The sequence below is a fragment of the Paenibacillus rhizolycopersici genome (assembly GCF_014947195.2).
Classification (GTDB): Bacteria; Bacillota; Bacilli; order Paenibacillales; family Paenibacillaceae; genus Fontibacillus; species Fontibacillus rhizolycopersici.
Genome location: NZ_JADCNN020000013.1, coordinates 109,377 through 129,444, shown reverse-complemented (window position 1 = coordinate 129,444; position 20,068 = coordinate 109,377). Strand labels below are relative to the sequence as shown.

Below are 20,068 nucleotides of genomic sequence, written 5' to 3'. Positions count from 1 at the left end.
GGCGACAACTTTTATATCATATCACTTCAGCAAGCTTAATTGCAAGAAGTAAATCCTTCCATTTCGCTTACCGCCTACCGTTCATCCGGCAGGACATCTAATATATCATATCAACGAGGTTGGGTTCAAGGCGTAAGTTTTTCCAAACTATCTCATCACTTGTACGTTCCAGCTCCGCTCCGTCCCTTTCAAGGTCATTAATTTGCGATGACTTCCGTGGGCCGGATAACTAATATATCATTCTCGCAAGTTAACGTGCAAGGAGCAAATCTTTCCAAGCGTGATCAAACAAAAGTAATTCGTTCGCCCTTTAAAAACTTGCATCTTGCAAACAATTGATGCTATAAATGAAGCAAGGGGTGAGTTACACAAATGGAGAATCCACGTGAGTTGTTCCAAATCATGACCCGTCGTTTCGGACTACTAAACCGGAATTGCTGCACCGTAGGTGGCTGCGACATCTCCTTGGTTCAAAGTCATATCTTATATGAGATCGACCATCGCCATAAACCGTCCATGCAGCAGATCGCCGACGCACTCGGTACGGATATTACGACGTTTAGCCGCCAGATCCAATCTCTAACGAAGCTGAACCTGGTAGAGAAAACGACCGACCCCGACGATCGCCGAGTCCAAACCTTATCACTGACTACCGAAGGCAAGTTCATCGCTACGACCATAGATACGCAGATGAATGAATATCTGGATGAGGTCTTTTCCTATATGAGCGAGTTTGAAAAAGAATCCGTCCTCCGTTCCGTTAAGCTATTTAACGATGCCATGGCCAAGTCCAGTAAGTGCTGCGCTCCGGTCACCGGTTGCTAATTCACCAACAAACAAAAGCCGGCTTGCGATTCACACCTTACCGTGAATTCGCTGCCGGCTTTTCGCCATTCGTCAAATATTCATGAATTCAATTGGTTCTCCGCTTCCGCCAATGCCGCCTGATCTTCGGCCAAATCCTCTTTAGCTCGCTCCATCGGCTCGGGATTCATTCGGCCATCAGCTTGGGCGATGGCGTTCTCCGCTTTTTCGATAGCGTTGCGGGCGCCCTCCACCGTTTCTTCACTAGGATGCGATTGAGCCTGGGTTACCGCACGATGCGCTTTTTTGACCGACTGCTGCGCGAGTGAGATGGGGTTTTGCGATTGCATGCTGGAAAACGGGTTTTCCATGTTCAGCCTCCTCTAGCGATAATGCTCTTAGGATGCGAAGAAAAGGCTGAAATCATGCACGACGCTAAGCCATATCATCTTTGCCGAAAAGCCTGTTCCTCCCTCTCACGTAGCTCCACACGGCGGATTTTCCCTGTGTTGGTTTTCGGCAAATCATCGATAAATTCAATTTGACGCGGATATTTGTAGGGCGCGGTCCATGTTTTAACATGGGCTTGCAGTTCTTTTACCAATTCAGCGCTGCCCCGGACACCTTCCTTCAGCACTACAAAGGCTTTGACGATATGACCGCGCAGTTCGTCCGGACTCGCTACCGCCGCACATTCCTTCACGGCCGCGTGCTTCATCAACGCCTCTTCCACTTCGAACGGGCCGATCGTATAACCGGAGCTAATAATAATGTCATCCCCGCGTCCCTCGTACCAGAAATACCCTTCCTCGTCTTTTTGTGCCCGATCCCCAGTCACAAAATAAGAGCCGCGAACATTCAGCTCCCTCCGTTCGGGATCCAAATAATACGCTTTGAACAAGGCGGGCATGTCGACATGAACCGCAATATTCCCTACGACTCCGGTTGGCAGAAGCAAACCTTCCTCGTCAACGATTTCCACTACGCCCGGTGAAATGGCTTTGCCCATCGAGCCGAGCCGTATCGGGGTGTCATTCAGGTTTCCGATCAAAAGAGTACTTTCCGTTTGACCATAACCGTCACGGATCGTGATATCAAACACATTTTTGAACTTGCGGATCACTTCCTGGTTTAACGGTTCCCCAGCTGAAACGGCGCTGCGTAGACCGGACAAATCGTAATGCTCGAGTCCATCGGTCTTTGACATGATCCTATACTCCGTTGGTGTACAGCATAATACCCGGATGCCGTATTGTTGAATGAGCTTCAAATACCGCCCCGCTTGGAAAGAACCATGATACACGAATCCCGTCACACCGTTCCCCAGAACCGACAGAAACGGGCTCCAAATCCACTTTTGCCAGCCCGGTGCCGCCGTTGCCCATACGGTATCGTCGTCCCGGATATCCAGCCAGGATCTCGTAATACGTAAATGCGCATACCCCCACCCATGACTGTGCATGACGCCTTTCGGATTTCCTGTCGTTCCGGAAGTATAGGCCAACACAGCCATATCATCGCGATGCGTCTTGACGGCTTCAAAAGTATCCGGCTGCCCATCCATCAGGGCTTCGATCGGGGTCCAGCCGTTCGAGTGCGTGTCCTTCTGTGCGTCGGAACCTACTAATAAGCGGAAGGCGAGCGACGGCAAGTCATCGCCAATCTTATCGACCTCCGCCGTCACGCCATGCCATACGACTACTGCACGCGCCTCAGAATGACGCAGACGGTAAGCCAGGTCCTTCGCCCGCAGCATTTCCGAAGATGGAATGATCGTCACTCCCAACTTCAAGCAAGCCAGGTAGATCGCATAGGCCATAATATGTCGGGGCATCATTACCAACACGCGGTCACCTGGCTGCAATCCCAATTCACTTAATCCGCCGGCTAAACGGTTGGCCATAGCCACCAACTTTCCATACGTAATTTCCTCGTACTCCCCTTGTTCACTGAGCCATTTTAGTGCGATTTTTTCAGGATCATGACGTTCCATTTCCGCGGTAACATTGTAGTATTCGGGAGCGATCCACTGTTCATATGGTTTCAAATTACCAATCCCCTTCAAAACTCACCGTATCGAGTTCTATTTATATGAGAAACTCATCTATGGAACTCATTATACCACGTAATAGTACCAGGTTCTAAAATCAGCCTTATCCAAGTGTGCCAATAAAATGACAATCCCCGTCATAAGTAAAAAAAAGCCCGTGAAGACACGGGGTTATACCTTATTGGCTATTGGTTTTGTTCGCGGCTTTATTGATTCGTTTCCGTTTAAGCGTCCCTGCTCGTCGCAGCTCGCGCTCCAGTATGGCCTGGCGGTACAACTCCAACAGCTGGCGGCTAGGTTCATCCCAGCCCAGCTGGCTCGCCTCTGCCCGGGCCTCGGCGCCCATCCGGCGCAGCCGCTCGCCGTCTTGCAGCGGCTGCGCCGCCCTTACGAGCCCGTCCGCTGCGCCGGGCTCGTACAGGAAGCCGGTCGTCCCTTCGGCGACCTGCTCCCGGGTGGGCGCGCTGGCGGCGGCGATCACGGGCAAGCCCGAGGCCATCGCCTCCAGCAGCACCAGCCCCAGCGTTTCCGTGGCCGACGGAAACGCAAACACATCGCTCGAGGCATACGCCTCCGCGAGCTCTGTCCCGTGCAGGAAGCCGGTAAACACGGTGCCCGTACCGGCAAAATAAGCTTCCAGCTCAGGGCGATGCGGGCCGTCTCCAACGACGGCTAGCCGGAATCCGCTGGAAGCGGTCAGGAGATCGCGCAGCCGCTCGATCTCCTTCTCCGCCGCCAGGCGGCCGACGTACAGCAGGAGCCGTTTCTCCGGCTCCCCGCCGGACAGCCGCAGGCGCATGGTTTTGCTGCGTCGATGCGGGCCGAACAGCTCCGGATCGACGCCCCGCTTCCATAGCCTCACGTTCCGAAACCGCCGCGCTTCAAGCTCCCCCCGCACGGCCTCCGACGTGCAGAGGTTCAGGTCCGCGCGGTTATGCAGCAGACGCAGATAGCCCCATAACGCCGGCTTCAGCCAAGGCAACTTATAGAAATCGGCGTATTGCGGAACGTGGGTATGATAGGAAGCAACAAGGGGATAGCGGCGTCCGAACCAGACGCCGGCGGCGCCTAACATCGCCGGATTCACCACATGAACTACATCCGGCGAAAACGCGCGCAACAGCTTGCCCACCTTGCGCCCAGGCAGCGAAAGGGGAAGATTGGGGTAAAGGAAGAAGCGAAATGACGGGATGCCGTAAATTTGTGCCCCCGCAAAAGCCCCAACACCTTGGTCGGGTGCAATAACGATCACTTCATGGCCCTGCCGTGTAAGCCAACGAATGCAGTGCGTTAACCGAGTAACGACCCCGTTCGTCGACGGAAAAAACGTCTCCGTCACCATCGCGATCTTCATAGACGGCTCGCCTCCTTGTTATCCCCACTTTACGCTGGGGAGCACATTATCCTTCACAACGCGGTCTTGATATCGCACGGCCGTACGAAAAATATCCAGCAGCACCTCGTCCGTCAACAGATTCGGCTCGAGTCCCAGCTCCTGCAGCTTGGTGTTCTTGGCGTGGTAATAGTGGGCTTCTTTTTCGATCCGCGGATTCTCCAAATGGGCGATGCCCACAGGGTATCCTTCACGCTCCGCCACCCGCTTCACTTTCTCGGCCAAATCCAGCACGGAGAACTCCTCCGTAAACTGATTGAACACGCGGAACTCTCCGCAATCCGCCGGATGATTCGCCGAAATTTCTATGCATCGCACCGTATCCGTGATGTTTAGAAATCCCCGGGTTTGCCCGCCACTCCCATACACGGTCAAATCATGCCCAATCGCTGCCTGGATGAGAAACCGGTTTAATGCCGTCCCAAACACTCCATCGTAATCAAAACGGTTGATTAGGAGCGGATCCAGCTGGGTTTCCTCCGTATGCAAGCCATAAACGACACCTTGGTTCAAATCCGTCACCCGGATGCCCCAAACTCGGCACATAAACATCAGGTTGTGGCTGTCATGCACCTTCGACAGGTGATAAAAGGAACCCGGCTGTTTCGGATAAGGCAGCACGTCCTTGCGGCCGTTATGTTCGATTTCGATGTAGCCTTCTTCGATGTCGATATTAGGGGTTCCGTACTCCCCCATCGTCCCCAACTTGATTAAATGACAATCAGGGGCAAACTCGCGAATGGCATAGCCGACATTTAACGTCCCAATGACATTGTTGGCCTGGGTGAACACCGCATGTTCGCGGTCGATCATCGAGTAAGGAGCAGAGCGTTGTTCGGCAAAATGCACGAAGGCATCCGGACGCACCTGGCGCATCACTTCGGCCAGAAAATCATAATGATTCAAGTCGCCGTTGAACACGCGGATCGTTCGTCCCGTCAGCTCCTTCCAGCGTTCCACCCGCTCCTGCAGCGAAGCGATCGGGGTCAAGGAATTGGAGCGCAGCTCCTCGTCCCATTTGCGTCTTGCCATATTATCGATGATGGCCACCTCATGTCCACGTTTGGATAAGTACAGCGCCGTCGGCCACCCGCAAAAACCGTCGCCGCCCGCTACGATCAAGCGCATCGAAATCGACCTCCTTCATGACGTCATGAATAAATTTAGGTTAAACATAACACCCGAATATTAAGGAGGTATAAACTGACCGGACCCAAATTAGGTCTCCTCGTTGCGTATAAACTCACAGCACCATTCGCTTCCAAACTCCGCTAACAAGTCAAAGAACTCTGCCGTGACTATACATTATCTCTCTAGCTTCTTTCTAAAGGAACGTAGAGCCGCTATTTGAGTATTTCTCAGTCATTTCCCAATTTAACGGAACTAGAAGCCGCTATTCGCCTAAAAAGGCAGCTGCTGGGGCCAATTTCGACGAAATAAGGTCTCCTCGTTCCGTTAGAGCTCATAGTTTCGTATTTGCAGCTAAATAACGTCTCTCAGTTCCGTTAGCGATTAGCGGAGTGCTCTCGGCATCTTTTTTCACTCCCCGCCCGTTCATGCTACAATAAGGATTGTTTGTACATAGGAAAATAAACGATACGGGAGGAGTCACAACTATGGAAGCTTTCGAGGTTCTTCTTGAAAAATACGCTGAATTGGTTATCCGGGTTGGCGTCAATATCCAGCCCGGCCAAAACTTGATGCTTACGGCGCCGCTGGAAACCGTGGACTTTGCGCGCTTGCTGGTGGCCAAAGCCTACGATGCGGGAGCCAAATACGTTCACGTCGACTGGGAGGACGAGCAAACGACGCGCATCCGCTACGAGCACGCGTCGGACGAATCCTTGTCCTATTATCCGCAGTGGCTCGCAGACATGGCGGAACAATTCGGGGAGGAAGGCGGCGCGATCCTGCGGGTTAAGGTGCCGGATCCCGAGCTGTTCCAAGGCATCTCATCATCCAAAGTGTCCACCGCGGTCAAAGCGGCGGCCAAAGCACGCGAGAAGCATTCCGCCCAAACGCGCAACAACCGGATCACCTGGTCGCTGATCAAAGCCCCGACCCAGGCCTGGGCGAACAAAGTGTTTGCCGATCTGCCCGAAGAACAACGAATCCCGGCCATGTGGGAGGCGGTATTCCACATGAACCGCGTCGACCGCAAGGATCCGATCGCCGCTTGGCACGAGCATATCAAGCAGTTGAAGGAAAGACAGGAACATATGAATGCCAAGCGGTACAAGAAGCTGCATTACCGCGCTCCGGGCACCGATCTTCAGGTGGAGCTGCCCGAGGGTTATTTATGGCTGGGCGGCGGTGATTACAACGCGGCCGGCGACTATTTCGTCGCTAATATGCCAACTGAGGAAATTTACTCCATGCCGCATCGCACCGGTGTGAACGGTACCGTAGCCAGCACGATGCCGCTGAATTTGAACGGCCAGCTCGTCGAAGGTCTGACGCTGACGTTCAAGGACGGCAAAGTGGTCCGTTATGACGCGAAATCCGGCCGGGAGCATATGGAAAACCTGCTCCATACGGACGAAGGGGCGATGCATCTTGGCGAAATTGCCCTCGTGCCGCACGACTCGCCGATCTCCCGGTTGAACCGGATATTCTACAACACCGGAATCGACGAGAACGCCTCCTGCCACTTTGCTCTCGGCAGCGCTTATCCCGTTAATATCGAAGGCGGCGCCAAGCTAAGCAAAGAAGAATTGCTTGCCAAAGGCGCCAACGTCAGCCTAACGCATGTCGACTTTATGATCGGCTCCGCGGAGCTCGATATCGACGGCGAGCTGGCGGATGGCACGATCGAGCCGGTGTTCCGCCAAGGGAACTGGGCGTAAACCAACCCATTCGTAACGAAAAAGCTCTCCTCTCCGCCAAGCGGAAAGGAGAGCTTTATGTTTCCCTAAGATTTCATCCCGGTGTAAATCTGAACCGCATCTCGCAGAAACTCGGCCATACCTGACTGGTCCTTATCATAATAAGCTTTAAAGCGCTCATCATCCACGTACATTTGAGCCAGCCCGGCATGAGCTTCTTTGCTGTACTCGCTCCAATAGAACGTCAGCCATTGCTTATGCAAATCAGCGGCTTTCTGGGCAAGTTCGCCGGCGGGGTCGCCCGTCTTGAAGGCCTCAGCCAGAGTAGCATTTACTTCGTTCGACAGCTGCGTCACCTTCTCGTATTCCTCTTCCGTCATGTTCATCAGCTTCCGATTGGACTTCTCGACCTGATCTTCCCCGTATTTTTCGCGGATTTCCCGGCCATATTTCTGCTCGTTTTCCTCGATCAGCTGTTTTTTGAATCCTTGGAATTTTTCTTGATCGCTCATTGAGATTCTCCCTTCCTGCGACGCAATCGTTTTTTCCACATTGGCAATTAAGGCGTCCAATTGCATGCGTTTGTCAAGGAGTTGATTACGGTGTTCTTTCAGCGCACGGGGACCATCAAAACCGGGATCGGTGACGATCGACCGGATAGCCTCAAGGCTTAAGCCCAGCTCCCGATAGAACAAAATCTGCTGCAGCAGATCCACTTCCCGCTGACCGTAGATGCGGTACCCCGACGAATTCGTTCTTGCCGGCTTCAGAATACCGATCTCATCGTAATAACGCAGCGTCCGGGTGCTAATTCCGGCAAGCCGGCCCAGCTTCTGAATGGTGTATTCCATGTGCTCACCTCCTGACAACACTCATGATAAACGTTGACGTAACGTGAAGGTCAACTCTTTTTTTATAAGAAATTTTAGCCCCAACTCGGGCGTGCGGCAACCACCGTCTCCCCGGTAAGGATCGCGCGTTCTATCATCATCCCGAGATAATGATCCTGCGCCGCTTCCCATAATTCATAAAAAGCGGGACCGCCTTGAGCATATTCGCCCATCTTCTCCAGACAGGCCGCTATGGCTAGCTCGTCATCATATAATCTGGCCGGCGCAAACGGATTCGTATACAACCACTGTTCTCCGCCCAATATGCCTTGCAGATGATACCCTTCCTGGTTCTCTTGTTCGCCCTTATTAACCCGCTTTAGCTCCATCTGCAGGGGAATCGTATTCTCTTGCTGGATCAATACCCGCGAATCGAAGATTTCCCCGCGTTCGCCGCGGATGCAGCAATGATTGGAGCGGATCCAGGAGCGATGCTGGTCGCGAGTAAAATCGTAAATCCCCAGCCGATCGCCAAAATCGAGCCAGGCCAGCTCCCGAACGGAGGGGACAAGTCGATCTTCCCCAGGCGGACCGCTGCGCGTCGGCCCCTGCACCCAATTCGAATCAAAACGCATTGCGCGAATTCGCACTTCTTCGAAGGTAACTCCCAGCAGCCGGCGAATCAAGCTGACTCCGTGGTACAAATGAGAGATGGACACGGTTGCCTCAGTGATTCGTCCCAGCCGTCCCGAATCGATCAACTGGAGCCGGGCTTGCTGGATCGGGTGTAAATGATATTGCTCCGCAACCTGGATCCTTGCACCTCTCCCTCTTAACTGCGAGTGAAGCAACTCCAGCCCGGCAAGGTCGGACGCCGGCGGCGTTTCCGAGAGGACGGGAATTCCCGTTTCCGCCAGTTGCAGCAGATAGGACAGCATCTCCGAGCCGCTGACCGATAACACGATAAAGTCCTGCTGCTCCTGCTGCAGCAGAGCTTCAACCGAGCGGTAGGTCCGCACGCCCCACTGTCGCTCCATCGCCTGCGCTTTCATTTCGTCGCGGACGACCAAACCTCCGATTTGAAATCGATCCGGAAGCGCCTGAGCGATCCGCAAATAATATTGAGCCCGAAAGCCCGCCCCGCCGATGAGACTGAAAGTAACCGGCATGCTTGCTCCCCTCCTTCGCGTTCTTCACGCCATCGGGTGAAACCGAGGCGCCTTCCTGAGAATGCTCTCCTGCGCGTAAAAGATCGAATCCTTCGGCAGCGGCAACGAAACCGGCTTCCCGGTTGCGGAGGATTCGTAAATCGCCATGATGAGCTCGATCGTTTTTCGTCCCTCATTTCCATCGATCAGTACCTGCCGGGTACCCGTTTCAATGGCGCGCAGCACGTCGTCAATTTGCCCGGCATGCCCGGTATATTTCAGCGGTACGACCTCTGCGGCCACTTGCTGGATTTCCGCTTCCAGGTCCGGATTCCGCTGCGGAAAACCACCATCCCCTTCGGCTGATGCGTATACCTGCCACGGCATTCCCACCTTGGCGTGCTCCCCCTGAAAGACAAGCCGCTGTTCTTCGCCATGATGGACGACCGAGCTGGTCACTTGAGCCAGACTACCGTCCGGGAACTTAAGGATCGCGATAGACAAGTCTTCAACCTGCGAATTGCCGTGCGACGTATTGGCGGTTACCGCTAGGACTTCCGAAGGCATCCCTCTGATCCACAACAGCAAATCCAGATGGTGCACCGCATGATTCATCACACAGCCGCCGCCTTCAGCTTCCCACGTTCCCCGCCATTCGACATCGTAATAGCTGCGACCGCGCCACCAATAGGAATTAGCCTCGGCATGGACGATGCGGCCCGCCAATCCGGTATCGATTACCTGTTTAACCTGGCGGATCGGGTCATAGAAACGGTTTTGTCCGACGATGGACAAGAGTGCATGGCCTCTAGCCGCCGCCTCCAGCATCCGGTCGCATTCAGACAGCGAGGGGGCCATTGGCTTTTCGACCAAGACATGCTTGCCCGCCAACAGGAATGCCGAAGCTAGACTTGCGTGGGTAGACGGAGGGGTGCACAGGGACACCAAATCCACCGAATCAGAGTTCACGATTTCCTCGTAATCCGAATAAATCTCGCAATCCAGGTTAAAACGTTCCTTCAGCTTCTGCGCCTTCTCTCCGCTCCGATCAACCAGCGCCGTGATCCGGCAGCGGTCCCTAAAGCGGGTAAATGCCTCAAGATGCGTTACGGCAATCGAGCCGGTGCCGACAAGGGCGACATTGATCATTATTTCTCTCTCCCCTGGTTGTCTATTTAATCAAATCGGTTGGGTTCATGCCGGTAATTTTTTTGAACAAAGTGCTGAAATAGGGCACGTTCTTGTAGCCGACCCGCTCAGCCACCTCATAGACGAGCATCGTACGCTGCAACAGCAGTTCGCGTGCTTTTTCGATTCGAACCCGGGTCAGATAGTTGTTGAACGTTTCGCCGGTGATGTTTTTGAAAATGATCGACAAGTGGTTGCGTGAAATGTAGAGCTTCTCCGACAACTCCGCCAACGTGATGTCCTCGGCATAATGCTCATGGATATAACCGGTCATGTAATCCACCACCTGCCGGTGTTTGTTGTTTCCCCGCCATTGGCGGCTGCTGCAGATGAGCGTGATTTTGTCCGACAGCCATTCCGTGAGCTGCTCCGGACCGGTCAAACCAACCAGCTCCTTCGTAATCTGTTCGCCGGGCACGAGATCATTAAGCAATACGCCGGCTTCATAGAGACAATACGTAAATACCCCCCACAGCTCGCTGGCGAGGATTTGCACCGATTCAGGCGTCATCGCCTTCTGAAGCTCCAACCGGCTCATGTAATCCGCAACCAGCTTCTTGGCCTCCGCTTCCTGAGACGCTTTCAACGCGGAAGCCAATTCCACATAGAACTTGACCGAAAACAAATTGTCCGCGAACGCGTAATCGTCTTCGTCCTCTTGATAAGCGTAAAGCGCGTAGGCCGGATCCCGCCGTCCCGCCCTTAACTCGATGGCACGGAACGCTTCCTCCGTCGACTCCGGAATCTGAAGCCATTGCCGCTTAACGCCTCCGATCCCCACTCGTACGACTAGCTTGAGATAACATTTGATCGCATTAATCAGCTTCACGCCCAGCTCATGCAGCTTCTTGTCTAACAGCTCCGCCGGTTCCTCCGGCCGCGGATGGACCATCAACACCGCCCTCGTACTGTGCAGTTCGGTATATTCCACGGAACTGAACATTTTGCGAGCTACCTCGCAAGCGATATTGCGGATCGCAAACCGGAACAGATTCCAGTCCGACAAAGAAAATTCACTGACGCGCGCATCCCGGACCAGGTCGATGCCGATCGTGACATGGCTGAAATTTGTCCAATACCGATAGGGCTCCGGCAGCCGACCCGCTTCCCGATAGGAGCTGTCCAGCGTGCCAACGACGGCCGAACGGACCCACTCTTTTTCGATGAAGGGTTCATATAAGCTGAGCTTACGCTCCATCTCGCCTTGCTTCTGCCGGCTCTCTTCCTCCTCGGTTAGCTCGCCGATCACCTTGGTTAAGATCGTCTTCAGCGTTGGCACGCTAATCGGTTTGGAGACGTAGTCGCTGACATTAAAGCGCAGCGCTTGCCGTGCATGTTCGAAGTCCGAATAGCCGCTGAAAATAATGACCTTACCGTCATACCCGTCCTTGCGCAGCTGTTCGATCATATCGATGCCATTCATCGCCGGCATGTAAATGTCCGTGATCACGATATCCGGTTCGGTTTGACGAACCACATCCAGCCCGTCCGCGCCGTTCAGCGCCTCTCCAACCCATTCCGCCCCCAGCTGTTCCCACGGAATGGCGCGTTTCATACCTTGCAGCACTTGGCGTTCATCATCGACGATGGCGATTTTCCACATCCTCAATTACCTCCTTGGCTGTTCTCCTAGATGATCTTTACGAGAGTCCCGCTCACGCGGCTGGCCCCGGTTCTATCGGTTCACCAAGCGGGGGCACCGGCGGTTCCGGCAGTTTCGGCAGCGTAATGACGACACGGGTGCCGCCTTCCGCACGTTCGGATAATCCCACGCCGTAAGCGCCTTCAAAGTAACCGGCAATCCGCTCCCTCACATTGCGGACGCCATACCCTCCGGTCCGCCGTTTACGCTCGCGGTCTACGGCCTGTTTCAGTCCAGCGCCGTCGTCTTCGATCGTAATGGTAAGCAAATCCGGCTGCTCCTCCAGTTTGATCCAGACCTTGCCGCAGGAACGTCCATTAAACCCATGGACGATGGCATTTTCCACGAACGGCTGCAGCGTCAGCTTCGGGATAAACAACTCCTGAATGGAGAGCGGCGCATCAATAACGTAGTCCAACTCTCCCCCGCCTCCGGCTTGCCAGCGCAGCTGTTGAATCTCCAGATAGCAGTGGATATGTTCCAGCTCCTCGTCGATCGTAATGAAGCTATTGCCGTTGGACAAGCCGATCCGGAACATGCGCCCCATCAGCTCGAGAATCCGGCTCAGCTCGTCTTGCCCTGCTTCAATCGCCATCCAATTCAACTGATCCAGCATATTGTACAGAAAATGAGGGTTAATGTTGGCCTGCAGCGCTTCGATTTCCGCCTTACGCTGCTGTTCATACCGCCGCTGCAGCGAGCGGTACAGCTCTTCGATCTGCTCCATCTGCTTGCGGTACCCATCGAAGAGATAACCAAATTCGTTCTCGTAATCGTCCGGCAGATCCACGGGATGACCACCGCTGCCGGCAGGGCCACCGCCTCCCACAAAATACTGACGCATCGCCATGACGAGACTCTTGATCGGCTTCGTAAATTGGCGGCTTAAGTAGAGAGTCAGCAGCAATGCCAACAAAATGGCGATAACTCCTATCATGCCGATGACCAGCGCCAGTCGAAAGCTGCCTTTCGTAATTTCGCTCCAGGACGTGATTTCCACGAGCATCCAATGGGAATCGCGCATCTTGGAATACACCAGCAGCGAGTCGCCCAGCTCCCGCTGGCCCCGAATATGCATATACCCGGACTGGTCGGTTTTCACGTCGATCCACTGGGACAGCTCGGTATGCTCCGGCACCTGACCGGTTTTCACCGTCTGCTGCCCCAAAGTGTCAATCATCATCCGGTTGACCGGCGCGGAATGCCCGGCTAGCAGCTGTTCGATCTCCTTCGCTTTGACGTGGACGACCAGCACGCCGAGGTACTTGTCCTCTTCAACAATTTTACGCGCGAAGCTAAGCACTCGCACATTCCCTTGGAAGCTGGGAATTTCATGCTCACGGGACCAGGCAAAGTCGTTCTTGTCGAGCGCCACCGCCCACTCCTGTTTGGCCAGATCGCCTAAACCGCGGAATTGGATATAGCTGTTGGCGTCCCCCCGCAGCGGACGCTCCATATATAAGTCGATTCCTTGAATGATCGGAATCGAATAAGTCAGATTGGCTAAGGCACGCTCCACGCTGACGGACCGGCGATGCCGGTCGTATTCGTCCTGCCGGTCGCGCAGAAACGTAATGAGCTCATTATCGCGGGATGTCGACAACGAGATTTGCTCGATCGTCACCAACCGGGTGGTGATTTCGTTGTTGAGCTCGTCCAGCAGCAGCTGCTGATAATGGGAGCTGGTCTTCGCCAGCTCATTGGACGAAATGCGGTAGCTGGCCCAGGCAATACAGGCTAATACGGCTACGATAAAGATGGCAAAACTGCGAAAGAATAAACTATCGATCCGGAACTTCTTGAACGGATTCGTCATGCTCAAGACTGCACTCCCTTCAGGTGTAAGGAAAAAACGGTAAAGCCGCGAAGGAAAATCACGCTTTACCGTTATATAATTGGCCGTCCGCCGTCCCTATCCCTTTATTCCGGTTGTGGCAATCCCCTCGACGAAGTATTTTTGCAAGAACATAAAGATCAAGGTAGCCGGAACGATGGATACGAGCGACATCGCCAGCAGTTGCCCCCATTCCTGAGCCGACTGGGAATCGTTGATCATCCGCAGCGCCAGGCTGACCGTGTATTTATCCACCGAGTTGAGATACAGCAGATGTCCGAGGAAATCGTCCCAGTTCCAAAGGAAGCAGAAGATCATTACGGTCACGATAGCCGGAACCATCAGCGGCATGACGATCCGGAAGTAAATGCCGAACCAGGAACATCCGTCGATTTTCGCCGATTCATCCAGCTCCTTCGGAATGCCGCGTACGAACTGGATCAACAGGAAGACGAAGAACGTCCCGCCCGCGCCGCCTGCAAGCATATGCGGCACGATAAACGGCCAATACGTGTTCACCCAGCCAAGTTGGTGGAACAAGGCGTATTGCGGAATGATCAATACCTGCCCCGGCATCATCAAAGTGAGCATGAACAAGGAGAACCAGAGGTTTTTCAGAGGAAAATTCAGTCTCCCGAACCCAAACGCGACAAGCGTGCTGGATACCAGCGTCGCTGCGATGACCGCCGCCTCCAGGGCAAATGTGTTCAGGTAGAAATCGGTAAAGGAATGGCCAGGCACCGAATTCCAGCCTTTAACGAAGTTACTCCACTGCGGGACCGAAGGGAAAATATTCGGTGAAGCCAGCTCGCCGTTTGTTTTGAGCGACGCGCCGATCCACCAAAGCACCGGATAGACCATCACCAGACTGAACGAGATCATGAAGAAGTGCCGGATCAGCGGCTTCCATTTGAAAGTCATTTGGCTTTTCTCCCTTCCGGTTCCGTTTCGTAGAACACCCAGTATTTCGAAGTCCCTGCGATGATCAGCGTAGCCACAACGATCATGATCAGCATAATCCAGGCCAAAGCCGAGGAATAACCAAGCTGGTACCGGCTAAACGCCCGCTCGTACAAGTAGAGCGCATAAACATAAGTCGAGTTCATCGGGCCGCCGTTCGTGATGACAAACGCCGAAGTAAACATTTGGAACGCGTTGATGACGCCCATGACCAGGTTGAAGTACAGGACCGGGGACAGCATCGGCAGCGTGATGTTGAAGAACTGGCGAACCTTGCCGGCGCCGTCCACGGCGGAAGCCTCGTACAGATCGCCCGGGATTTGCTTGAGGCCTGCCAGGAAAATGACCATCGACGAACCAAATTGCCAGACCGTAAGCAGAACCAACGTGCTTAACGCCGTATCGGGACTGGTAATCCAGCCTTTCCCCTCAAGGCCAAACGCTCCGATGATTTTGTTGAAGATGCCGTCCACGCCAAAAATATTACGCCATAGCAACGATACGGCGATACTGCCTCCGATCAGCGACGGGAAGTAAATCGCCGTGCGGTACAACCCAATTCCCCGCACCGCCCGGTTCAGCACGATGGCGACAAGCAGCGCCGCGATCAGCTTTAATGGAACCGAAGCCAAAACGTACAGGAACGTAACCTTGACCGAGGTGACGAACTTGGAATCCGCCGTAAAGATCAGTTCGTAATTTTTGGTGCCTACCCAGTTGATCGGCTCCAACAGCGTGTAATCCGTAAACGAATAGTAAAGCGATAAAATCAGCGGGTACGCGGTCAACCCGAGAAAACCGAGCAACCACGGCGAAATAAATAAATAGCCGGCGACCGGGGCATTCCATCTTTTCAGGAATTGCCGGCGCTTCTTGATTCCTGGCGCGTCTTTGACGGCCAAGGCCGCGGAACTTTTCATGCTTGCTTCACCTCTGCAGTTTCTGAGTGCTTATAACTCAAGTATAGGGCGGGCCCGCGGCCGGTTGTAGAAGAGGAATCCTCGAAATCTTATAAAATATCACGAAAAAATCAATACATCCGTCGACCCTGCTGATCGGGAATGCCGCTTTTACGGTAGAAGTACGTGTTGATTTGATCTCTCCATTCCTTGGCATGCTCCGCCTGCTCCGCCAATCGCTCAGCGACCTGCCGATGCAGCGGTTCTTCGATCAGGCCGGACAATCCCGCCCACAGCTCCGCCAGCTTCCCGGCTTGCTCGACCCCTTCGAAATGGGTATCGTAAATATGCTGGATGACCGTCTTGCCGGATTGCAACACGTGGGTGTAGGGAACGTGATGGAAGAAGAGCAGCAGCTCGTCCGGACAAGTCTCCAGCGTTTCATAGCGGCTTTGATTCGGCTCCGCATATTGTGACGTGTAACCCGTTCCCGTCGCGATCGTCCGATCAACGCCGATACCGCGGCAATCTGCGAAATGATACGTCCCCCACATCGAGTATTCATAACCGTCCACATTAGGACCGTAATGGTGGTTCGGATTCACCATAAAGCCGATGCCCAGCGGGGCGGTATACTTTTCGTAAATGCTCCAGGAATCCATGAGGATGCCGCGAATGACCTGGATCACCCGCTCGTCGCTGCCGAATACCAGCCGAATCCATTCATCCGCAATGCCTTCGGCGCTAAGCTCCGGATTCCAAGCCAGCCGCCCGTACCCGTAAAGGTTGGCCTGTGCCAGTAAATGCCCGGTCCAGTTGGCGTCGCAGCCGATATTCGATACTGCGGCGAATCCGCTGTAACGGGAGGCGTGCAACGTACCGTCCACGATCCGTTTGACGGTCGATCCTTCGCCTTTCAGATGGCTGTCAAAGTCCAGTACTTCCTTCCACTGGGGTACGAGATAGCAGACATGGTGTTGCTGCCCGGTATATTCTTGGGTGACCTGAAACTCGATCATTTGGTTCGTCAACGGCATCGCGCCCAGCAGCGGCGATACCGGCTCGCGCACCTGAAAGTCGATCGGACCGTTTTTGACCTGCAAGATGACGTTCTCTTTGAATCGCCCGTCCAGCGGGACGAAATGATCGTAGGCGGCCCGTGCCCGATCCGTCTTGCGGTCTCTCCAGTCCTGCTTGCAGTTGTAAACGAAGCATCGCCAGATCACGAGCCCGCCGTAAGGCTCCAGCGCCTCGGCCAGCATATTGGCGCCGTCGGCATGATCCCGCCCATAGGTGAACGGTCCCGGCCGGTTCTCCGAATCCGCCTTCACCAAGAACCCGCCAAAGTCCGGGATCGTTCGGTAAATCTCCGCTGCGCGTTCGCGCCACCAGGCCGCAACCTCCGGTTCAAGCGGATCGGCGGTAGATAACCCGCCGATTTCCAGCGGGGCCGCGTAATTGATGCTGAGGAACAGCTTGATGCCGTACATGCGGAAGATTTCGGCCACCTTGGCTACCTCTGGCAATAACGCCTCTGTAATCAGCTCGGTTTCGATCCGGTGCACATTCACGTTGTTGATGGCAATCGCATTGATGCCCGTCGAGGCCAGCAACCGCGCGTAGTCGCGAAGGCGCTCCAGGTTCTGCGTGAATCGGTTTTTTTCGTAAAAAATCGAGGAACCGGCATACCCACGCTCAATGCTTCCGTCCATATTGTCCCATTGATTCAGCATCCGGAGCCCATTCACCGGACGTTCCACGATATTTAACCCTTTCAGCGATTGTCCGGTACCGATGCGGCGCAGCACATCAAATGCGCCATACAGCAAACCGGCGTCGCTATCTGCGCCGATGGCGATCCGCCCGGAACCGGGCTCATGCCGTAGAGCATACCCCTCCCGTCCCAGCCCCAAGCTAGCCTCCCCTTCCGGGAACATGCCATCGATGATCGGACTGCGTCCCAACCGCCCCAGCACAAAGCAAGGAGCATCCCCTGCGTGCTCCAGGACAGAGACCTCGCGCCCCAGCATCCCGCTTAATCCTCTGGACAACTCCCGGGCCGCAGTATGTGCCAACGGTTCATCGGTTCCCTCGACGACGATGCCGCTAAATCGGTTGAACTCTTCACGTCGCTCACCCGGTTCGATGCTTCGGTACCGTAGCCAAGCGTCATATCCATATTCCGCTTTTGCGGTTGTTTTGTTCATGGTTTCTCCCCCTGTCAGATCCAATGAAATAACGGTTCATTCTCGATCACATGAACCAGAAGGGATGGAAAGGCAACGCGGAGCACGCGGGCCAGCCGTTTCATTCCGGGCGTTTCGCTCGGACCATGGCCCAGGAAGATGATCGCTTTGCTCTTGCCTTGATAAACGGCGTCACGTACGTACTCCGGCGTTTCCCATTCCGGGCCTTCCCCGGCGATGATCAGGTCAACTTCCCTGAGCAGCGGGATCGCCAGTTCGCCGCCGCCCCGGTAACCGACCAGCACTCCCACCTTGCGGCACAGCATCAACGGATCGCCCGTGAACCGTACATATGGGAGGTTTAGCTTCACTTTCAGCAAGCGAGCGACCTCACCAAGCGTTGCGGCTTGGAGTTCCAGTACCGCGGAAGCTGGTTGGTATTCGCACACCGCGTCCTGCCAGCCGAGTTCCTCGATCAGCCCGGACGTGATGCCGTCCGGCGTCTCCCGGTGAATACCGTCATGGTACCGTAGCACCGCGAGACCCAGTTCCTCCAGCCGATGCTTCTTATGCCAGACGACAGGGTCCTCTTTCAACGTATTTCCGTCTGAGCGATGGCTGTAAAATACCCCCTCGTGCGAAATCAACAAGTTCGCTCCAAGCGAAACCGCCTGTTCAATGGCCGCCTGCGTCGCCATAAACGTGACGGCGATCCCTCGCACTTCCTCATCCGGCCTGCCGATAACGAGACCGTCGACGGTTTGCTCTATCGATTCCGCCGGCATCAGCCGATCCAGAATATCCTGAATCCGGTACATGATCTCCGCGCCCCCTTCCCCTCACCTCGGTAAAAATCAGCCCGGAACGGGAATCCGGTTCCGGGCTGGGATCGAACGTCTTATTCGTAAGCCGCAGCCGCTTCTTTCAGCTGCTTGTAGGCTTCTTCCGGCGTGATCTTGTTAAAGCTCAATTGATCGTGCACCAGCGGGAAATCCTTATCGATGTAATTCGTCCAACCACCTGCACCGGCAGTCCAGGTTTGACCGTCGATCTCGGTCGCGCGGAGCAGCCCCATGCCGACCTTGTCGACGTCGCTCATGCTGGATTCCAGCGCAGTTGCATTGTCCTTGTTGACCGGCAAGCCCCGAGATGTCTTCAGAATTTGCGCCACTTCAGGATCATTGACGAACCAATTGATGAACGCTTCCGCCTCGGCTTTATGCTCAGAGTTGTCGGAGACTGACAGATACATCGACGGTTTCAGCCAACCGCCGGCTTCTTCCGCCCGCGGCATCGTTACCAACGCGTAAGCGCCTTTCTTAATGCTGTCCCATGCGCTGTAGTTGTTGGAGAAGCTATAACGGAACAAGATTTTCCCTGCGACCATCAGGTCCATTTGCGGGTCAAACTCTTTGTCAGAAGAGTTGACGTCCGCTGGCGGTACCAGCCCTTCCTTGCGAAGCTCCTCGAAATGCTTGGTCCATTCCAGGAAGGACGTTTCATCGATGTTGAACTTCCCGTCTTCCGTAATGACCATGCCTTTGCCTTTACTGTACTGATAAGCCGAGTACATAAAGTAGTTGGCCGCATAATCCTTTGTGAAATATTGACCGTCTGGCAGCTTGCCTTTCAACTCTTTCGCCAGCGCGAAGAAATCATCCCAAGTCCAGCCGTTCTCCGGATTTTTGACGCCCAGCTTATCCAGCGCCGCTTTGTCGTAAATCATCCCGAAAGCAACGGAACCCAGAGGTACGGCGTATTGCGTGCCGTCCAGCTGTCCGCCGGCTAACAGTTTTGGGTCGATCTTCGACACATCAACCGCATCCAGTGGAGCGAGTTGCTTGCGGTTTGCCCAATCCGGCGCCCAACCTGGATCGAGCTGAACGATGTCCGGCGCGTTTTTCGCTGCCGCTTGTGTGGACAGCTTGTCCAAATAACCGTCCATACCGGAGTATTCCGGTTCGAACGTGATGTTCGGATTGTTTTTCGTATACAAATCAAGGGCAGCCAAAGTTGCTTCATGCCGTTCCTGAGACCCCCACCACATGATCCGTAGCTTGACGGGTTCATTCCCCGATCCTGTTGCCGCATTGCCTTCGGATTTTGCTCCCGTCGGCTCTGCCGCATTGTTGTTTCCGCCACCGCAGGCAGCCAGCGACCCGACCAGGGTAACTGCCACCAGCGCCGTCAGTAAACGCTTCCATTTGAACATTGATAACCCTCCCATTTGAATCGTAAGTATCTGCTTTACAACCTTTATAGTAACGACTCCGAATGGAAGTGGGTATGAGAGCAATGCACGATTTGTT

Annotated in this window: 16 protein-coding genes; 2 read left to right on the top strand and 14 right to left on the bottom strand. The window is 54.4% G+C overall.

All coding sequences use genetic code 11. The annotated features are described in order from the left end of the window. Positions 1 to 372: 372 nt before the first annotated feature. Positions 373 to 825: a MarR family winged helix-turn-helix transcriptional regulator gene (locus tag IM700_RS15200; RefSeq protein WP_155608169.1), complete on the top strand. Its 453-nt coding sequence runs from the start codon at positions 373 to 375 to the stop codon at positions 823 to 825. An 80-nt stretch (positions 826 to 905) separates the two neighbouring features. Here the strand turns inward: IM700_RS15200 and IM700_RS15195 are convergent, their stop codons facing one another. The 4 genes from IM700_RS15195 to IM700_RS15180 all read right to left on the bottom strand — a co-directional run bounded on the left by IM700_RS15195 (position 906) and on the right by IM700_RS15180 (position 5,375). Beyond that, entirely contained in the window at positions 906 to 1,175 is a 270-nt protein-coding gene (locus IM700_RS15195) for a hypothetical protein (RefSeq protein ID WP_155608168.1), read from the bottom strand. A gap of 74 nt (positions 1,176 to 1,249) precedes the next feature. Continuing rightward, a complete protein-coding gene (locus IM700_RS15190) occupies positions 1,250 to 2,797 on the bottom strand; it encodes an acyl-CoA synthetase (protein WP_418888790.1) in 1,548 nt (515 codons plus the stop codon). Between the two features lie 235 nt (positions 2,798 to 3,032). Further along, positions 3,033 to 4,208 (bottom strand): glycosyltransferase family 4 protein, encoded by a 1,176-nt coding sequence (locus IM700_RS15185; protein WP_193415364.1) that lies wholly within the window; start codon positions 4,206 to 4,208, stop codon positions 3,033 to 3,035. 18 nt (positions 4,209 to 4,226) lie between these two features. After that, positions 4,227 to 5,375 (bottom strand): NAD-dependent epimerase/dehydratase family protein, encoded by a 1,149-nt coding sequence (locus IM700_RS15180; RefSeq protein WP_193415363.1) that lies wholly within the window; start codon positions 5,373 to 5,375, stop codon positions 4,227 to 4,229. A 488-nt stretch (positions 5,376 to 5,863) separates the two neighbouring features. Here IM700_RS15180 and IM700_RS15175 point away from each other — a divergent pair, with 488 nt between their 5' ends. Then, on the top strand, positions 5,864 to 7,093 hold the full coding sequence (locus IM700_RS15175; protein WP_193415362.1) for an aminopeptidase: 1,230 nt from the start codon (positions 5,864 to 5,866) through the stop codon (positions 7,091 to 7,093). A 65-nt stretch (positions 7,094 to 7,158) separates the two neighbouring features. Here the strand turns inward: IM700_RS15175 and IM700_RS15170 are convergent, their stop codons facing one another. The 10 genes from IM700_RS15170 to IM700_RS15125 all read right to left on the bottom strand — a co-directional run bounded on the left by IM700_RS15170 (position 7,159) and on the right by IM700_RS15125 (position 19,971). Beyond that, positions 7,159 to 7,923: a MerR family transcriptional regulator gene (locus tag IM700_RS15170; RefSeq protein ID WP_193415361.1), complete on the bottom strand. Its 765-nt coding sequence runs from the start codon at positions 7,921 to 7,923 to the stop codon at positions 7,159 to 7,161. Positions 7,924 to 7,997: 74 nt separating this feature from the next. Next, positions 7,998 to 9,071, bottom strand: a complete 1,074-nt coding sequence (locus IM700_RS15165; RefSeq protein ID WP_193415360.1) for a Gfo/Idh/MocA family protein — start codon at positions 9,069 to 9,071, stop codon at positions 7,998 to 8,000. A gap of 24 nt (positions 9,072 to 9,095) precedes the next feature. Beyond that, positions 9,096 to 10,199: a Gfo/Idh/MocA family protein gene (locus IM700_RS15160; RefSeq protein ID WP_193415359.1), complete on the bottom strand. Its 1,104-nt coding sequence runs from the start codon at positions 10,197 to 10,199 to the stop codon at positions 9,096 to 9,098. Between the two features lie 22 nt (positions 10,200 to 10,221). Next, complete coding sequence (locus IM700_RS15155; RefSeq protein ID WP_193415358.1) at positions 10,222 to 11,841, bottom strand: response regulator transcription factor; 1,620 nt, start codon at positions 11,839 to 11,841, stop codon at positions 10,222 to 10,224. 52 nt (positions 11,842 to 11,893) lie between these two features. Then, on the bottom strand, positions 11,894 to 13,696 hold the full coding sequence (locus IM700_RS15150) for a sensor histidine kinase (protein ID WP_204801166.1): 1,803 nt from the start codon (positions 13,694 to 13,696) through the stop codon (positions 11,894 to 11,896). Positions 13,697 to 13,792: 96 nt separating this feature from the next. Further along, entirely contained in the window at positions 13,793 to 14,635 is an 843-nt protein-coding gene (locus tag IM700_RS15145; RefSeq protein WP_155608159.1) for a carbohydrate ABC transporter permease, read from the bottom strand. Next, positions 14,632 to 15,594, bottom strand: a complete 963-nt coding sequence (locus tag IM700_RS15140) for a carbohydrate ABC transporter permease (RefSeq protein WP_193415357.1) — start codon at positions 15,592 to 15,594, stop codon at positions 14,632 to 14,634. Before IM700_RS15140 ends, IM700_RS15145 begins: the two co-directional genes overlap by 4 nt. A gap of 110 nt (positions 15,595 to 15,704) precedes the next feature. After that, a complete protein-coding gene (locus IM700_RS15135; protein WP_193415356.1) occupies positions 15,705 to 17,780 on the bottom strand; it encodes an alpha-glucuronidase family glycosyl hydrolase in 2,076 nt (691 codons plus the stop codon). Between the two features lie 14 nt (positions 17,781 to 17,794). Next, positions 17,795 to 18,577 carry a Nif3-like dinuclear metal center hexameric protein gene (locus IM700_RS15130; protein WP_193415355.1) on the bottom strand — a complete coding sequence of 261 codons (783 nt, stop codon included), beginning with the start codon at positions 18,575 to 18,577 and terminating at the stop codon, positions 17,795 to 17,797. A gap of 80 nt (positions 18,578 to 18,657) precedes the next feature. Then, positions 18,658 to 19,971: an ABC transporter substrate-binding protein gene (locus tag IM700_RS15125; protein WP_193415354.1), complete on the bottom strand. Its 1,314-nt coding sequence runs from the start codon at positions 19,969 to 19,971 to the stop codon at positions 18,658 to 18,660. Between the last annotated feature and the right edge of the window lie 97 nt (positions 19,972 to 20,068).

Coding starts and splice junctions, on each gene's coding strand:
- IM700_RS15200 (WP_155608169.1), top strand. CDS start 373: ATGGAGAATCCACGTGAGTTGTTCCAAATCATGACCCGTCGTTTCGGA.
- IM700_RS15195 (WP_155608168.1), bottom strand. CDS start 1,175: ATGGAAAACCCGTTTTCCAGCATGCAATCGCAAAACCCCATCTCACTC.
- IM700_RS15190 (WP_418888790.1), bottom strand. CDS start 2,797: ATGGAACGTCATGATCCTGAAAAAATCGCACTAAAATGGCTCAGTGAA.
- IM700_RS15185 (WP_193415364.1), bottom strand. CDS start 4,208: ATGAAGATCGCGATGGTGACGGAGACGTTTTTTCCGTCGACGAACGGG.
- IM700_RS15180 (WP_193415363.1), bottom strand. CDS start 5,375: ATGCGCTTGATCGTAGCGGGCGGCGACGGTTTTTGCGGGTGGCCGACG.
- IM700_RS15175 (WP_193415362.1), top strand. CDS start 5,864: ATGGAAGCTTTCGAGGTTCTTCTTGAAAAATACGCTGAATTGGTTATC.
- IM700_RS15170 (WP_193415361.1), bottom strand. CDS start 7,923: ATGGAATACACCATTCAGAAGCTGGGCCGGCTTGCCGGAATTAGCACC.
- IM700_RS15165 (WP_193415360.1), bottom strand. CDS start 9,071: ATGCCGGTTACTTTCAGTCTCATCGGCGGGGCGGGCTTTCGGGCTCAA.
- IM700_RS15160 (WP_193415359.1), bottom strand. CDS start 10,199: ATGATCAATGTCGCCCTTGTCGGCACCGGCTCGATTGCCGTAACGCAT.
- IM700_RS15155 (WP_193415358.1), bottom strand. CDS start 11,841: ATGTGGAAAATCGCCATCGTCGATGATGAACGCCAAGTGCTGCAAGGT.
- IM700_RS15150 (WP_204801166.1), bottom strand. CDS start 13,696: ATGACGAATCCGTTCAAGAAGTTCCGGATCGATAGTTTATTCTTTCGC.
- IM700_RS15145 (WP_155608159.1), bottom strand. CDS start 14,635: ATGACTTTCAAATGGAAGCCGCTGATCCGGCACTTCTTCATGATCTCG.
- IM700_RS15140 (WP_193415357.1), bottom strand. CDS start 15,594: ATGAAAAGTTCCGCGGCCTTGGCCGTCAAAGACGCGCCAGGAATCAAG.
- IM700_RS15135 (WP_193415356.1), bottom strand. CDS start 17,780: ATGAACAAAACAACCGCAAAAGCGGAATATGGATATGACGCTTGGCTA.
- IM700_RS15130 (WP_193415355.1), bottom strand. CDS start 18,577: ATGTACCGGATTCAGGATATTCTGGATCGGCTGATGCCGGCGGAATCG.
- IM700_RS15125 (WP_193415354.1), bottom strand. CDS start 19,971: ATGTTCAAATGGAAGCGTTTACTGACGGCGCTGGTGGCAGTTACCCTG.